General features: G+C 51.3%; 17 protein-coding genes. 2 read left to right on the top strand and 15 right to left on the bottom strand.

Features of this window, described 5'->3' with window-relative positions:
- Nucleotide 1: 1 nt before the first annotated feature.
- The 9 genes from ACTRXF_RS06955 to ACTRXF_RS06915 all read right to left on the bottom strand — a co-directional run bounded on the left by ACTRXF_RS06955 (nt 2) and on the right by ACTRXF_RS06915 (nt 8,829).
- Entirely contained in the window at nt 2-907 is a 906-nt protein-coding gene (locus tag ACTRXF_RS06955; RefSeq protein ID WP_474278422.1) for a glycosyltransferase family 2 protein, read from the bottom strand.
- Complete coding sequence (locus ACTRXF_RS06950; RefSeq protein ID WP_474278419.1) at nt 908-2,209, bottom strand: lipopolysaccharide biosynthesis protein; 1,302 nt, start codon at nt 2,207-2,209, stop codon at nt 908-910. It lies immediately after the preceding gene.
- The gene (gene gmd, locus ACTRXF_RS06945) at nt 2,163-3,161 is read right to left on the bottom strand and encodes a GDP-mannose 4,6-dehydratase (RefSeq protein ID WP_474278417.1); all 999 of its coding nucleotides are present in this window, start codon (nt 3,159-3,161) and stop codon (nt 2,163-2,165) included. The genes ACTRXF_RS06950 and gmd overlap by 47 nt, the downstream gene beginning before the upstream one ends.
- Nucleotides 3,158-4,114, bottom strand: a complete 957-nt coding sequence (locus tag ACTRXF_RS06940; RefSeq protein ID WP_474278415.1) for a GDP-L-fucose synthase family protein — start codon at nt 4,112-4,114, stop codon at nt 3,158-3,160. Before ACTRXF_RS06940 ends, gmd begins: the two co-directional genes overlap by 4 nt.
- A 273-nt stretch (nt 4,115-4,387) precedes the next feature.
- Nucleotides 4,388-5,776, bottom strand: coding sequence for a sugar phosphate nucleotidyltransferase (locus ACTRXF_RS06935; protein ID WP_474278413.1), 1,389 nt, complete (start codon nt 5,774-5,776; stop codon nt 4,388-4,390).
- Nucleotides 5,777-5,818: 42 nt separating this feature from the next.
- The gene (locus tag ACTRXF_RS06930) at nt 5,819-6,577 is read right to left on the bottom strand and encodes a tyrosine-protein phosphatase (RefSeq protein WP_474278411.1); all 759 of its coding nucleotides are present in this window, start codon (nt 6,575-6,577) and stop codon (nt 5,819-5,821) included.
- Nucleotides 6,578-6,628: 51 nt separating this feature from the next.
- Nucleotides 6,629-7,552 carry an NAD-dependent epimerase/dehydratase family protein gene (locus ACTRXF_RS06925; protein ID WP_474278409.1) on the bottom strand — a complete coding sequence of 308 codons (924 nt, stop codon included), beginning with the start codon at nt 7,550-7,552 and terminating at the stop codon, nt 6,629-6,631.
- A 15-nt stretch (nt 7,553-7,567) separates the two neighbouring features.
- A complete protein-coding gene (locus ACTRXF_RS06920; protein WP_474278407.1) occupies nt 7,568-8,062 on the bottom strand; it encodes a winged helix-turn-helix domain-containing protein in 495 nt (164 codons plus the stop codon).
- Nucleotides 8,063-8,088: 26 nt separating this feature from the next.
- Nucleotides 8,089-8,829 carry a tyrosine-protein phosphatase gene (locus ACTRXF_RS06915; protein WP_474278405.1) on the bottom strand — a complete coding sequence of 247 codons (741 nt, stop codon included), beginning with the start codon at nt 8,827-8,829 and terminating at the stop codon, nt 8,089-8,091.
- 218 nt (nt 8,830-9,047) lie between these two features.
- Here ACTRXF_RS06915 and ACTRXF_RS06910 point away from each other — a divergent pair, with 218 nt between their 5' ends.
- Together ACTRXF_RS06910 and ACTRXF_RS06905 are read left to right on the top strand one after the other, a co-directional pair.
- Nucleotides 9,048-10,220, top strand: a complete 1,173-nt coding sequence (locus ACTRXF_RS06910) for a sensor histidine kinase (RefSeq protein WP_474278403.1) — start codon at nt 9,048-9,050, stop codon at nt 10,218-10,220.
- 62 nt (nt 10,221-10,282) lie between these two features.
- Nucleotides 10,283-10,954 (top strand): response regulator, encoded by a 672-nt coding sequence (locus ACTRXF_RS06905; RefSeq protein ID WP_474261656.1) that lies wholly within the window; start codon nt 10,283-10,285, stop codon nt 10,952-10,954.
- Nucleotides 10,955-11,272: 318 nt separating this feature from the next.
- Here the strand turns inward: ACTRXF_RS06905 and ACTRXF_RS06900 are convergent, their stop codons facing one another.
- From ACTRXF_RS06900 to ACTRXF_RS06875, 6 genes are all read right to left on the bottom strand, one after another.
- The gene (locus ACTRXF_RS06900; RefSeq protein ID WP_474278401.1) at nt 11,273-12,178 is read right to left on the bottom strand and encodes a 2-hydroxy-3-oxopropionate reductase; all 906 of its coding nucleotides are present in this window, start codon (nt 12,176-12,178) and stop codon (nt 11,273-11,275) included.
- Between the two features lie 40 nt (nt 12,179-12,218).
- Entirely contained in the window at nt 12,219-13,043 is an 825-nt protein-coding gene (locus ACTRXF_RS06895; RefSeq protein WP_474278399.1) for a sugar phosphate isomerase/epimerase family protein, read from the bottom strand.
- A gap of 1 nt (nt 13,044) precedes the next feature.
- Complete coding sequence (dhaL, locus tag ACTRXF_RS06890) at nt 13,045-13,692, bottom strand: dihydroxyacetone kinase subunit DhaL (protein ID WP_474278397.1); 648 nt, start codon at nt 13,690-13,692, stop codon at nt 13,045-13,047.
- Nucleotides 13,693-13,710: 18 nt separating this feature from the next.
- A complete protein-coding gene (locus ACTRXF_RS06885; RefSeq protein ID WP_474278395.1) occupies nt 13,711-14,715 on the bottom strand; it encodes a dihydroxyacetone kinase subunit DhaK in 1,005 nt (334 codons plus the stop codon).
- A gap of 19 nt (nt 14,716-14,734) precedes the next feature.
- Nucleotides 14,735-15,187 (bottom strand): ribose 5-phosphate isomerase B, encoded by a 453-nt coding sequence (gene rpiB / locus ACTRXF_RS06880; protein WP_474278393.1) that lies wholly within the window; start codon nt 15,185-15,187, stop codon nt 14,735-14,737.
- A 330-nt stretch (nt 15,188-15,517) separates the two neighbouring features.
- Nucleotides 15,518-15,697, bottom strand: a 180-nt coding sequence (locus ACTRXF_RS06875) for a transketolase-like TK C-terminal-containing protein (protein WP_474278391.1), incomplete at its 5' end; no start/stop codon positions are given.

The following is a 15,697-nucleotide window of genomic DNA, read 5'->3' as shown; positions in this document are numbered from 1 at the left end:
CTTATCTGCCATGGGTTTTCTGGTACTCTAAATACTTGACTCCGAGCAGGCCGGCCAGGTTGCCGGCACCCATATACACGTACTGCAGGGCCTTGACCCGCTCGTGCTCCCAGCGGAAAACTGCCGGTACGTACAGGAGAAGCCCCTGGATGATTCGGCCGCTCCCGACGATGGCCCGGCTAGCTTTTGCCCTTCGTGCATTCGCTTTTGCCCCGGTGCAGAGGGCGAGCGTGTTGCCGGAGCGGTAGGCCCGCTGCAGCACCCACTGTCTGGTTGTGCGTGTAGCTGGAATCCGGTCAAAAACGATGGCTTCCTCCGCGCAGATCATCGTATACGACTCCTGCTCCAGCTCGGTGAATAAAAACGTGTCGGATCCGCCCGTAAGCGCGAGCGCTTCGTTAAACCGGTAGCGGTCAAAAATACTCTTTCGCATCAGCAGGTTGTTGGTTGCCGCCCGCCGGATCGGATCCCCGGTACGCCGCTCCTGGCCGCTAAAAAAGCCGCCACGGATCACCCAATCGGGTGCCTGCTGTTCAAACACGCTCACGACCTTGCCTTCCACCACGTCTGCGTCGTACACGTGACGGGCGACAAGCAGCTGTTCGAGCCAGTCGGACGCCGGGGTTTCATCATCATCAATAAATACGACAAAATCTGTGTCTCCGGCCAGACGGACCGACGTATTCCGCGCTGCCGGTATGCCCCTTTTCGGCTCCACACCGTAAATGAGCGGATACGGGTAGTTGAGTGGAAGCGTTGCAGCTGCGCTGCCTTCGGCGTCGTTATCAACAACGACGACTTTTAATTCGGGGTGGTGATGGTCCCATGTCTGTTCCGCAATGCCCTGAAGCAACGACTGTAATCCTTCCGGACGTTGATACGTAATAATACATACCGCAAGCTTCATTTATTCCTCCCTCTTTTCTACGACGGGAATGTCTGCTTTCATTTTCAGCACCAGAATAATGCTGAACAACAGCTCACTAAGCATAAGCCCGACGAGCGCTCCCGCTTCCCCGAACGCCTGCACGGTCACAGCGGTCATGCCCACCGTAATGACAGCAACAGCCATGCCTGATTTGGCAAGCATTTTAAAAAGCAGTGCCGACTGAAAATAATTGGAGTAGTTGACGCGGATGAGCTGAAACAAAAACACGAGCATCCATAAAAGCACATACTCCTGAATGCCCTGGTACGCTTCCGGAAACGCTCCGGAAGGCACGATCGAAAGGACGGCCAGCAGGACGAGCGTATACACGAGCAGAATAGCGACCGAAGCTCCCATCCCCTGATACATTAGCGTCTCAGCCCGCCCCGGACGTTCGTGCACCATTGTCTTGCTGAGGAGCGGTCTCATTACGTTGCTCCAGCTCGAGATAATGAGCACAATCGGCGTCATAAGCAGCTTGGCCGCCGCAATATAGGCGACTTCGGTAACACCGAGCATCAGAAAGAGCAGCAGCAGGTAGGCGTTTCCCTGCAGCCAGCTGCTCGTTGCCCCGAACAGGCTCCACTGCGACAGCTTCCACGTGTCATGGAATTTCTTCCGGATTACCTGCTTCGGCGGTAGATGCACTGTGAACTGGTACATTTTTTTAACTGAAACGAGCAGCGACGTCACACCGGTGATTAAAAACATAAGCGATACGTATACAATATCGGTGTACACAGCTGCGCCGATCGCTATGAGGGCGGCCACAGCGTACACGCTATCCCGTTTGAGCGCTTTCTGGGGAAGCAGCTGTGCGTACTCTTCGGTGCGGAAATATTCCCGAAGAAGCAGCAGACAGATCGCGAGTGGCAGCACCCAGAGGGATGCTCTGTCGATACCTGTGACTCCGCTGAAAAAGGTGATCACCATCATCGAAAGAAATACGACAACTAAAAACAGCAGCAGCACCGCAAACAGGCTGCGCCGGAGCAGCACGGCATCCTCCTCTTCAAGCTTCGGAGAAAGCACAATCATCGGTGTATTAATCAGCGCGTTTTGTACGCTTAGAAATAAAAAAAACACGCCCATAAACATCGTATAAAATCCGTAATTTTCCGGAGAGCTGAAATACACAAAGGCGAGACCGATCGTAAAGTTCACGCCGCTCAGCGCCGCCTGGTCCAGAACGGTATAGAAGGCTTTGCCGGAAATGTTTCCGGCAAGCACTTTCTTAAGAAGTTTCACGATAGATTGGCCGTACGTTTTGGTGATTTCCATAATGGTTCAAATCGCTCTCCACCATCATTTCCACCAGCTCCCGGAATCCGACCTCAAGCTCCCAGCCGAGCTTTTCCTTCGCCTTCGTGCAGTCGCCGAGCAGAAGGTCCACCTCCGCCGGCCGTACAAATTTCGGGTCGGTCACGACGTAGTCGCGCCAGTCGAGGCCGACGTACTCGAACGCAATCTCCACCAGCTCCTCCACCGTATGCGTTTCCCCGGTGGATATCACGTAGTCATCGGGTTCATCGCTCTGCAGCATGAGCCACATCGCTTTCACGTAGTCGCCGGCGTAGCCCCAGTCGCGTTTGGCATCGAGGTTGCCCATCCGAAGCTCACTCTGCAGCCCGAGCTTGATGCGGGCAGCGGCGTCGGTTACCTTCCGGGTGACAAATTCCATGCCGCGCCGCGGCGATTCGTGGTTGAATAAAATACCAGCGCACGCGAACATATCAAAGCTTTCCCGGTAGTTGACGGTAATCCAGTGACCGTACGTTTTGGCGACACCGTACGGGCTCCGCGGCCAGAACGGGGTCGTCTCCGTCTGCGGCGTCTCAAGCACCTTGCCGAACATTTCGGAGCTGGATGCCTGATAAAAACGGGCGTCCGGCTTAGCAATACGTACCGCTTCCAGCATGTTCACTACCCCAACGGCAGTAATCTGACTTGTCGCAATCGGCTGTGGCCAGGATGTTGCCACAAATGACTGGGCCGCCAGGTTGTACACCTCGTCCGGCTGCGCCTGCTGCACGGCGCTGATGAGAGAGGACAAATCGGTCAGGTCGCCGTCGATCCATTCAATTCTGTCTCTTACGTGTTCAATGTTTTCAAAGTTCGGTGTGCTCGTTCGGCGCCGGAGGCCGTAGACCGCGTAGCCTTTTTCCAGCAGAAATTCCGCCAGATATGAGCCGTCCTGGCCGGTGACGCCGGTAATGAGGGCAGATTTCGTCATAGAGAAGCAGCTCCTTTGTTTGGTTGTGCCGCGCGGCCGATGTACCAGTCATACGTAGTTTGAAGTCCGTCAGCAAGCGACGTTTTCGCCTGCCAGCCGAGGCTGTTCAGACGGGTGACGTCAGTGCGTTTCCGTAAGGTGCCGTCAGGCTTCGTTGTGTTAAACGTAAAATCTCCCTCGAAGCCGGTGACACGTTTGAGCGTCTCGGCGAGTTCCCGGATGGAGAGGTCCTGGCCGGTGCCGATATTCACCACGTCGGTGCCGTCATACTCGTTCATCAGAAAGACGCACGCATCGGCCAAGTCGTCCGCATATAAAAACTCCCGGCGCGGCTCGCCCGTCCCCCATATTTCCACCGTGGGGTCCCCATTGATTTTCGCTTCGTGGCATTTTCGCATCAGCGCCGGGAGCACGTGCGACGTTTCCAGGTCGAAATTGTCGTTTTTCCCATACAGGTTCGTCGGCATCGCGGCGACAAAGCGGGTACCGTACTGGCGGTTGTAGGACTCGCACATTTTCAGGCCGGCAATTTTGGCGATAGCGTACGGTTCATTCGTTGGCTCAAGCGCGCCGGTCAGGAGAGCGTCCTCTTTAATCGGCTGCTGGGCATGTTTTGGATAAATGCACGTACTGCCTAAAAACAACAGCTTTTTCACGTTGTACTGATAGGCTGCATCGATAACATTTGTCTGAATATATAAGTTATCGCGGATAAAATCCGCCGGATACTCATTATTCGCGGTAATGCCGCCAACCTTCGCGGCTGCTAAAAACACGTAATCTATCGAAGAGGACTGAAAAAAAGCGTCTACATCATTTCGGTTTCGTAAGTCGAGCTCGCTGCTCGTCCGGTACACCAGGTTGGTATATCCTTCCTTCTGCAGCTTCCGCACAATTGCAGAGCCTGCCAGCCCCCGGTGCCCGGCTACATATATACACGCATGTTTTTCCACTGGTGATCCTCTTTTCCTGTAAGATTTTGGCGTTTTGTAATACCTGCATCTATTCAAAACAGATGACTGAAGTCGGAATGCCAATGGTTTGTCTTTTCATCTGCAGCAGCGTTGTATACGCAGCTGCCGCAGTTAATCTGGAGGCATTGAACCTCTCCTCACGCAGCGCTGTTGACGATCAACGTCTAAGGCTTTCAAAAAAGCCCTTAGCACTGCCGAGTGCCTCCATGTGATACCGGTGCAGGAGACATGACCGAATATTTTTGAAAAAAGTTATTTAATGAATTTGGCAGCGGATCCGTTGTGGGCGCGGAGCACATCCTCCCATGTGTCATGAATCCGGACCGTGTCTTCATCGCTGATGTCAATGCCGGTCTGCACCTCTACAATCTCCAGATCAATGGTGGCCCGGAGCGCGTGCTTTGTGCCAGCCGGCAGGTGCACGACATCCCCCGCTTTGATACGGTACATATGATTGTCGACCGCAATCTCTCCTTCTCCGCGCACCACCGTCCATACTTCATCGCGGTTGTGATGGTAGTGAAGCGTCGAATTTTTTCCTCTTTCCAACAGAATCCGTTTTGTAATCATCATCTGGCCGTCCGGGTACTTGGCGTAGTCGAGCACCCGCGACCAGCCCCACAGCCGCTCCTCGTACATCTGCGGGTAGCGGAAGTCCTTGATAAGCTCTTTAATCTGCGAGCTCGACTCTTTGTTGGCGACGATGATGCCGTCGGGACTCGACACAATCACCATGTTGCTCGCATCGATAACCGCGACCGGAATATCGAGCTCGTTGAAGAGGTGTGTGTTAACCGAGCTTTTGGAAATAATGCCTTTCCCGGTCTGGTTGGAGGCCATTTCTTCAGTAAGTGTGTTCCAGGTGCCAAGGTCTTTCCAGTCGCCTTCGTATTTTAGAACGGTGATCTTTTCCGCCTTCTCCACGACCCGGTAGTCAAAGCTGATCTCAGGGATCGTGTGGTACTGGCTTTTAAGCAGCTCGTACTCAAACGGCAGCTTTTCCTCCTCCAGAATCCGGAGCAGGTATCCCATCGTAAAGCCGAATACGCCGCAGTTCCACAGCGCCTGACTTTCAATGAGCTGCTCCGCCGTCGCTTCGTCTGGCTTTTCCGTGAAGGCTTTGACGGTAAAGGCTTTGGTGTCTTCGTTCCACCCGTCCGGAACGATATAGCCGTATTTGGTGGACGGATAGATGGGCTGGACTCCCATCAGGGCCATATCGCTCGAGCCTTCATGAATTAACTGCTCCAAAAGTTCAAAATTTTCAAAAAAAGTAGTGTCTACGAATGCGTCTACCGGAAGCATTACAATCACTTCCTCCGGAAACGCTTTTTCCACAGAAAACAGGTAGCTCGCTGCAAGCGCCACAGCGGCGAATGTATCCCGGCGCTCCGGCTCCATGACGAGCGGAACGTTTTCCCCAATTTGGCGTTTAATCAGGTCCTTCTGTGATTCTGAAGTGGCAATCACCGCCGAGGAAGCCAGGCCGCATGCTTCCAGCTGTCTCCACACCCGCTGGACCATCGACTCCTTTTCGCCGTCCGGCCCGTCCAGCACCTTTAAAAACTGTTTGGATCTCGTGTCGTTGGACAATGGCCACAGCCGTTTTCCCGAACCTCCGGATAACAGGACTAATCGCATCTGCATTCCTCCTTTTTTCCTGAAATTTTGGACAGAATTTCCTTACATTCGTTTAAAAAAAGCACGCTTCTTGTGCAGTGGCCTGGGCGGGTCGACAAACGCCGGTGAACCGACGAGAAGACGCTTCGTATTTTCCTGCAGCTCCCGGGCCTTTTTCAGGCCGAGAACTGCTGCTGTCTGTTCGTAGGCAGGCTTCAGGCGAAAAGGCACACTGTCTGCCTGCGAGGCGATGAAATGAGCCAGGTTTTTCCGCAGGAGCTTCAGGGCGAACCTTTGTCTTTTCCACCCCTGTCTCCCAGCCACCGCCTCAGCGCTTACCTGCGCGAGCGCCCCGTGGGATACAAAATAATAAAGCGGTTCATCCGTTTCTTCGCTGCTCTGCAGCCGCTCCGGATGTGTCATGATCGGAATATAGCCCTCGAGCTGCATCGAGTGAAAGAGCGCTTTGATTTGCATGAAGGTGTCGCTAGTCTGCATTTCCACGAGGACGTAGTTGGTATCTTCGAGCGGCAGCAGCTGCCCGGATAAAAGGTCATCTACCATCTCCTTATACAGCGTAATTTCGTGGCCGCTTTTTACGTGCAGTGGAATACTTTCGGCCCGGAGCTGCATATTAAAATCAAGCACGGCTTCTTTAACCGCCAGGCCGTCGTTGTCATAGACACCCGGCCGGTAATGCGGAGTCGCAAAGACCGTCTGAATATTGTTGGCGGCTGCTTCTTTGGCAATGGCGATGCTTTCACTTACCGCCTCTGGCCCGTGGTCAAGGCCAGGCAGTATGTGCGTGTGTATGTCGATCATACGGCGTTCCCCCAGGTATTTGTTTCGATTCGTTACTTGCGGGGATCGCCTTTACGCCCGGCCGGCGCGGTCCCTCTCCGTTTCCCATTGATACAGAGCCTGCAGCCCTTTGGCAATCGATACCTCCGGGTACCAGCCGTACCGGTTGATTTTTGACGTATCGAGCGTTTTTCTCCGTAATCCCCCGGAGCCAGAGCCTGTGAAAAACACGGCGCCCCTGTAGCCGGTAATCCGCTTGATCAGCATAACGAGCTCCTTCGCGCTCACTTCGCGCTCCGTGCCGATATTGACCGGTCCCTTTTCGTTGTAATGGTTCATCACAAACACACAGCCGGACGCCAGATCTTCGCCATAGATAAGCTCCTGGAAGGCGGGTTCTTTTTCCGGAATCTCCACCTTCGCCTGCCACTGGTCCCGGGCCTGGATGCACCGCTGCATGGCATCGGCCACCATGCCGGACCGCCTGTTCATATCCTCCACCGCGTACATCCGCGGAGCCACCGCAATGTGAAAATTCGTGTTGGACGCCCGGTTGTAGGCCCGGCAGAGAGCGATGCCTTCCCTGGTTACCTGCGTCTGTTCAGCGTATACCTCGTCAATGATGCCCCGCTGCAGAAACGTTTCCTTCAGCGGCTGCGGGGTGTATTTCGGGTACACGTGAATATCACCGACGTACAGCAGCTTTTTCACGTTGTAGCGGGCGGAGGCTTCAAGAACGTTCGCCTGCTGCCAGCGCCTCGCCTGCAGTCCCACTTTTGTATTTGATTCCGCGTATTCATAGCCGTCGGTCATGAACACATATTCAATATTTTCCTCGGCAAAAAACGTATTGACGGCCCGGATACTCTCCATGCCCGTATCGACCCCGCTGCGCACGACCACGTTTTCGTACCCCTGCTTTAATAGGTAGTGATAAATGGCGCTGCCTGCCCGCTCCTGATGATTGGTTACGTAAATCTTCGCCTGTTTATCCAACCCGGCTTCCTCCTTTTATGATACTTTTTCTTTTTGTCTGCCTACGCTGATCAGCACCTGCTCGATATGATTCAGCATTGAAGTCGTCGCGAATGTCACCGTCGTTCCCTCCCCGAGGTAGAACTGCTTGCCCCAGTGCGGAGAGTTTTCCTCCACTTCAATCACATATTCCACCGGCGAGCTTCGCTTTGGATCGGGCGTAATATAGATCGTTTTCCAGTCGATGCCCTTCAGCCGCTCGTGCAGCTCGTCCCAGTATAAGTACTGTTTAATGAGGGACTCCATCTCCCTGTGCAAATAGTAATCTTTATTGATTTTGTAGTAGCGCCGGTTTTTGACCCAGCGGTCGGTAATTAAATTCATGTCATACAGCCTCCGCAGTTCGAGGCGAATAGCATTTGTTGACTCCTTGCATTCGCGCACGAGCTCACGCAGGTACGTTTCTTCCTCTGTCAGATAAAATTTCATTACGAGACGCAGTCTTGTTTTGGATGTTACTAATTGGTGCAAAATTATCTCCCCCTCCATTCCTTCATCTATATCAATGATTGCTTTGCCGGCGGTGTGATCCTCCCCCCGTTCAGCAGCAGGTGCGTATTTTTCTGCATTCGCTCCCATTCCCCCAGCCGCTGCATTCGGACAAACTGCCAGTATGCCTGATCCAGGCAGAACGGCTGGTCATAAGCACTGCACGCGTTCGAGGCCACAAAGTGCACGAGCCGCTTTTTTAAAAAATATTTTGCCCAGCGCCTGTCGCTTCTTCCGTTGCGGCCGAGCAGCGCTCCGGCACTGATCTGCACGGCTGCTCCTTCATTCACGAGCGTCTCAAGGCCCCCATGCCTTTTCTGAAACATCTGCAGCCGCTCCGGCGATGAAAGAATAGGAATGAACCCGTGATTGTACAGTTTTTTGAGCATCTGCCGGACGTACAAAAAGCTGTGTGTTTCATTCATATGAACGAGTACATAATTGGTATGCTCCAGCGGCAGAATCCTTTTTCTTTCCAAATCGGTTTCCATTCCACCGTACAGGGTGACCTCCTGACCTGAGCGGACGCGAACCGGAATCCGGGCTTTCAGGAGCTGAAAATTCAGAAATTTTACCGCCTCCGTTACGAAAACGGCCCCGAAATCGTACGACGGATACCGGTATCTCGGCGTTGCGTAAATAATGCTTACACCGGCCGCTGCTGCCTGCCTGGCCATTTCCAGGCTTTCCTTCATCGTGTTTGGTCCGTGGTCAAAGCCGGGAAGAATATGGGCATGCATCTCAATCATGTACTCACCTCTTTCCTCTCGAGTAAGGCAAACGTCCTATTTGATATTTTTTAGAATATTTTGCCTGTTGCCGTTTCTTTTATATTAATAGTCCAGTATAATTATTAATAGTAATTACCTAGTCATTAATAATCACACAAATGTTAATAGTCATATGACCTTTTCTAGGAATATGGAACCCCGCGCGGGATTGGCACGCTGAAAGGGAGTGGACCTGAATGAACCGCCGCCAGCGAATCTTCATGTATACGATCCAATTCATAGCCATCATCGCAGCCGGACTGTTCGTATACATGGAGTCGCCGGACGAGCGGTGGCTTGCCGCAGTCCTCTGCTGGGTATTTGGTATTATCCAGGTGACCCGGCTCGTGCTTTTATCCATACCACTTGCCCGCTTTTCCTCGGTAACGGTCATCAGCCTCCAGTTCGTCATTGCCTGGGCAGTCCAGGCAATTGCCGGAGGATTTGTGCCCCAGACGCTCTTTTTCGTCCTGATTGCCGAGCTCGGGTACCGGGCGCCGAGGCGCTTCAGCTTTCCGTTTATGCTGTTCTGCTACGCGGGGTTTGTTAGTGCTACAGCCTTTCACGAAGAATTTCCGGCGACTGCCGGTATTGCCTTTGTGCTTCCCCGTTTTATCGAATACGTGCTGTTCTGGGGATTCAGCTATCTGGCCAAGCGTTCCACCGAACAGCGCAATGAGCTGCAGCGGGCTTACGACCGGCTGCGCCTGTATCACCGGGAGATGGAGGACAAGTCCATCATGCAGGAGCGGCTGAAGCTCTCCCGGGACATTCATGACAGCGCCGGCCATTATTTAACCACCTCCATGATGGCGCTTGAAACAGCCAGACGGCTGCTCGAAAAAGGCGAAGTCGAAAAAGCCCGCACCCAGCTGCAGACATCCAAGCACCAGGTGCAGGAAACGATGAAGGAAATCCGGAAAACGGCGCATTCCATGGCACATACCGACGGCTTCATCGATCTTTCGGCTGCGCTTGAAGGACTTCTCGTTTCCACACGCGATACGTCGGATGTACGGATTGAGTGGCAGTTTGATGAGCCGCTGCCCCTACTCCGGGCGGAGCAGGAAATGCTTTTGTACCGGATGCTCCAGGAGGGGCTCACCAACGGCCTCCGTCACGGCGGATGCACATTCTTTTCGTATACACTGTCCACGAAGGTCCCCGGCCAGCTGATTGCCCGGCTCGAAGACAACGGACGCACTGTCACGAAAAACGTGAGCTACGGCTTCGGCCTGCGCGGGCTTTCCGCCCGGGCTGAAGAACTCGGCGGCCTTCTGCGCTTCGAAGCCATTGCGGAAGACAGAAACGGCATGGCGCTCGAGCTGCGCCTGCCGGTCAAGGACCGGAGCCCTTATACACTGTCATAATACGAAACTGATTGACCTGTAAGCTTAGGCACGAGTATATGTATCAGAAGGAGGATCTGCAGATGGAAACCGTTCGGATAGGGATTGTCGATGATCATGCCATTGTCCGGGACGGACTGGCCATGATCATGGAGCTTGAAGAGGATTTGGAAGTGGTCGGTATTGCGAGAAACGGGGCGGAAGCAGAAATGATGCTTACGAACGAGCTTCCGGACGTAGTGATGCTTGATGTGTACTTAGAAGGCAATAACGGCATCGAATGGCTGCCGGATTTTCAACTGACATCGCCGCAGACGAAGTTTATTATGCTCAGCTCCTACGTGGACGCTGAAAACGTCATTCAGGCGCTTGCCAACGGGGCGAAGGGATTTCTCCTGAAGGACTGGGAAAGTGAGGAGCTCGTCCGCTGCGTGCGCCAGGTGGCCCACGGCCAGATGGTGCTTCCGACATCGGTATCGGAGACGCTGAGCGACCAGCTCGCTGCCCGCAACCGGAAGGACGGTGCCCCGCATTTTCAGGAAACCGAGCATACAACCGAATTGTCCCTGCAGGACCGGCGGATCATGGATCTGCTGCTCGCCGGCTACTCCAACCAGGAGATCGCGGATACGCTGTTTTTAACGCTTGGCACCGTCAAAAATTACCTAACCGCCATATACAGGAAAATCGGTGTCCGCAACCGCCGCGAAGCTATTGCCTATTTCCAAAAAAGACACAAACAAACCGGCTCCTGAATTTCAGAAGCCGGTTCGAGCTGGGTGGAATATGATGAAAAAGAAATTTTGGGTCATTAATATACTTATGGTTTTTCTCTTTTTACTCACAAATACTATTTTGTATTTATTTTTCGATTTATATCGTTCAGCTTCAAATATTGCCGTTTTAACTATAGTTGCCATCGCTTTAAGCATCCTCAGCCAATGGAACTACCGGAAACACTATAAACATACAACACGTCCATGATTTGTTTAAGGCCACATCCATGCGTCAATCTGCCAACTGGATAAACTAGCAGTGACCTAAGTTTTTAGAAGATCTTTATTAAACGCGGTTCAGCCACCTTTTGGAGTCTGGCAGTTCCCCATCCTCTCAAAGAAATTAATAATGTGGGAATGGTCCCTTTTCCCGTTTCCGTTCGCAATTTCAGAGTGAAAAATTTCTTTCACCAGGTTCGTAACGGGAAGCGGCACCCCAATCGCGTTCGCTGAGGACTGGATGTTCTTTAAATCTTTATAATTCGTTTCAATGCGGCCGCCCGGCTCAAAGTTTCGCTCGATGATCTGCGGCATTTTCGCTTCCATTACGGCACTGCCTGCCAGACCGCCATGAATAGCTTCAAACAGTTTATTTAAATCAATGCCTGCCTGGCTCGCATACACGCAGGCTTCGGATAAAGCGGCGAGATTTCCGCTGACAATAATTTGATTCGCAAGCTTTGCTGCAGTACCGGTTCCATTTGCCCCGCAATGAACGATGTTTTCTCCCATTGCTTCAAATACGGGCAGCACTTTATTAAATTGGCTTTCATCCCCGCCTGCCATAATGGAGAGTCTGCCTTCAACAGCCATCGGCTCTCCGCCGCTGACAGGAGCGTCGATAAAATGAATATTCATTACTTCCAACTTACTCGCAAATAGTCTCGATTCCTCCGTGGATATCGAGCTCATATCAACGATAATGGTTCCTGGCTTACTTGCTGCAGCCAGCCCTGTTTCTGCAAATAACACCTCGGACACGTGTTTTCCTTCCGGCAGCATCGTGATGATGACGTCACTGTTCTCTGCTGCCTCCTGGCCTGTTTTACACGCCTGGCCGCCTAAAGCTGCCAGTTCGTTGACCGCCTCCGTGTTTAAATCAAAAAGGTACGTCTCAAATCCTTGCTTGATAAGATGCCCGGCCATCGGTTTGCCCATAATGCCTAAGCCAATAAATCCAACCTTCATACGATACGCCTCCATGCAACAGTATTTGAATAAATTCCGGTAATGCTAAATGCTCTCAGCTTCCCTGAATGATCGGGTGGAGGTGTTTGTTGACGTAGCTGCCAAGCTCTTTAATAACTTTACCTGTATCCGGTTCTGCTGCCCCGGTTTCCTCTTCGAGCATCACCCAGCCGTCGTAGCCGCCGTCCTTCAGCACCTGCATGGACCCAACAAAATCAATGTCACCTTCGCCCATTTTCTTCCATTCATGATTTTTGGAAGCTTCTTTAAAGTGCACGTGTTTAATTAACGGCAACGCTTCCCGGAAAATGTCCACCGGATCCATATCGCCGAACATGATATGACCGGCATCCGGCGTATAGCCCATGTATCTTTCATCGAGGCCATCGAAAAGAACTTCATAATCCTCCCGGGATTTCCAGTAGGAGGTTTTATAGGAAATGGGATGAAGCGATGTTATAATGCCGTGCTCCTCCCGTGCACGCTTTCCCAGTTCATTAGCACCCCTGATAATCTCCTGCTGCCTTTGCCGTACATTGTCCCGGCTGGCCCCGACTCTGGACGGTACGTTCATCACAGCTTCCGGAAAGTGCTTTAAGTATTCAAAATAGTAATTTTCTAATTCTTTTTCCTGCTCTGAAGGTTCTCCCCCTTCAAACGCATGCGGGATTGTCAGTGCAGCCAATTGAAGTCCTCTTTTATCAAGCTCTTCCTTGAAGCGCTCCGGCTTATCCCTATATTTTCCAAGCAAAGAAATCTGCATATCCAGGCCTGTCAGCCCGCCATTTTTTACATCATCCATGATCTGGTCCATCATGTCTGCCTCTACATCATAATCCAGCACCCATGTGGAACCCTGGCACCCAAATTTCATGACCATTTTAATGCTCCCCTTCAGTAATTTTTAAATTTAAGGCTTCTGTAATAAAAGTAGAGAATAGAAGCTGCATCGAGGTCGCCCCCGGGTCCTGGTGTCCTATGGAGCGCTCGCCCAGCCGGCTCGACCTGCCTTTTTTGGAGCTCATCTCTTTGGTGGCCTCCATTCCATTTTTCGCCGCCACTGCTGCTTGTTCAAATTTTTGTTCCACCGTTCCCTCTTCACTCTCGAGGACTGCCTGAACAGGATATAAAACATCCATCATCGTTTTATCTCCCGGCTCCGCCTGGCTTCTTTCCTGCACGCCACGGATAAATTCAATCCAAAACTGACTCATATCTTCCATGGAAAGCTCAGTTTTATTTTTAATTGCCCTCGCCCCGGCCATAAAGCCCGACGCATAGAGCGGCCCTACTGATGACCCCACCGCGCTTAAAAAGGAGCGCCCTGCCATCATGGCGATTTTGCCGCAATCTGTTTCGTCCGCCAGCTTTGAATGAATGGCCTCCTGCACGGCTTTCCAGCCGATACTCATCGTGATACCGTGATCGCCGTCTCCAAGCGCCCGGTCCAGGTCACATAAATAGGTTTTGTTTTCTTCCATTACGCTGTGAGCGCTCTCAAAATAATTTTTCCAATCCCCTGTCCTCATGCCGTCATCTCCTCCTGCTTAACTCTGTGTATACATCGGGCACTCGGCCGGAGCATCAATGAATGGTTTTAATTCCTCATCCATTTTTAGAAGCGTGATGGAGCACCCTCCCATTTCCAGGGACGTACAGTAATCTCCTACGTAGGACGTATAAATATTTATTCCTTTTTCATGAAGAATGCTTTCCACCCTGTCATACATGATATAAAGCTCCATCCTGGTCGTGGAGCCGAGCCCGTTAATAAGTACAGACACTTCATCCGTGGATTCAATATCCATTTCATCAATAATATTGTTTAAAATACGCTCAGTGACAACGTTTGAAGTAGCCAGCTTGCTTTTTTCCACGCCCGGCTCCCCGTGGTGGCCAAGGCCGATTTCCATTTCATCCTCTTCGAGACTGAAGCTTGGCTGCCCGGTTTGCGGAAGTGAGCACGGAGAGAGGCCGACGCCCATGGAGCCTACATTCTGGTTCGCCTTTTCGGTTATACGGTACACCTCGTCGAGCGAAAGACCTTCCTCGGCTGCTGCTCCGGCTATCTTCGTCACAAAGAATTCCCCGGCGATCCCTCTTCGTTTTTCCGCTTCCTCCCTTGGCGCTGAAGCAATATCATCCTTTACGATGACCTGCTTTATTTCTATGTTTTCCTCCATGTCTGCAATATCCGCTGCCATTCCGAAGTTCATAATATCTCCCTGATAGTTCCCGTATAAAAGCAGGGCGCCCTGGTTGGTGTTCGTTGCTTTTATTGCCTCTACGATTGGATCCGGAGGCGGAGAAGAAAAGATATTGCCTACCGCGACGCCGTCCGCCATTCCCTTGCCTACATATCCCATGAAGGCTGGTTCATGGCCGGAGCCTCCTCCAATAATTAAACTGACCTTCTGCTTCAGGCCGGCATCCGTACGGACGATCGTTCTCGGGTGGGCCTCTACTCCTCTCACAAGATGAGAATGCGCTTTCAAATAACCGTTCAGCATTTCTTCGACGACGACGTCTGGATCATTAATTAACTTTTTCACCGTTAAGCCTCCCTATTTATCATTTTTTCATAAATTCTTTTTCTTTTTCCGAAATCTTATTAACCTTCCGCTCTGAATTGCCTCCCTGAAATTCTACGCTTAAATACGTCTCCACAATTTTTTTAGCGTGCTCTGCACCGATGACCTGGGCGCCCATCGTAATAATCTGGGCATTGTTACTTAATTGGGCCCGTTCAGCAGAATAGGCGTCATGACATTGAGCAGCTCGAATGCCCGGAACTTTGTTAGCTGAGATAGCTACGCCGATACCGGTGCCGCAGATCAAAATACCCCGGTCAGCTTTATTATCGTTAATATCCTCCGCTACTTTAAATGCAACATCCGGATAATCCACTTCTGTACAGTTATAGCACCCATAATCTATGACCTCGTGATTCAGTTCTTCCACATGTTTTTTTATCGTTTCTTTCAAGTCGTAAGCGACATGGTCACTTCCAATAGCTATTTTCACTATTTCCACTCCTCGTTTCTGTTAATAGTTGGTTAAATTTTCACACTTTTATTTTTGTTTGTCAATTTTTATTTTTATTTACTTTCGAATATAATTACTTAAACTAAAATTAATAATATATATTTTGTTAAATATAAACTGATAATTTTTAGGTTCTAATTCTATTTACCTACCTACTAGTTTCTTTTCATATTCTAGCTCTTGACTCAAAAGTCCACTGAGCCGCTAGAATATTAATCTTAAATTGGCAACATGAGATATCAAAAAACAAGCATCTCAGGGCCTTAAGCGCCGAGATGCTTGTTACATTATCTATTGATACTCTTATATTCAATTTCTTATTTTGATCAGCTGACTGGCTGCTTCAGCCACCTTGTCCGGCGTGAAGCCGTACTTTTCAACGACTTCCCCGCCCGGCGCGGATGCCCCGAAGCGGTCAATGCCGTACACGGAGCCGTGGGAGCCGACATACTTGTACCATCCGAAGGACGATCCCATTTCCACGGCCAT

Source organism: Marinococcus sp. LNHM3E3-2.2 (assembly GCF_056034385.1).
Note: the sequence above shows the minus strand (reverse complement) of the source record. Positions and strands in the feature narration are given on the sequence as shown.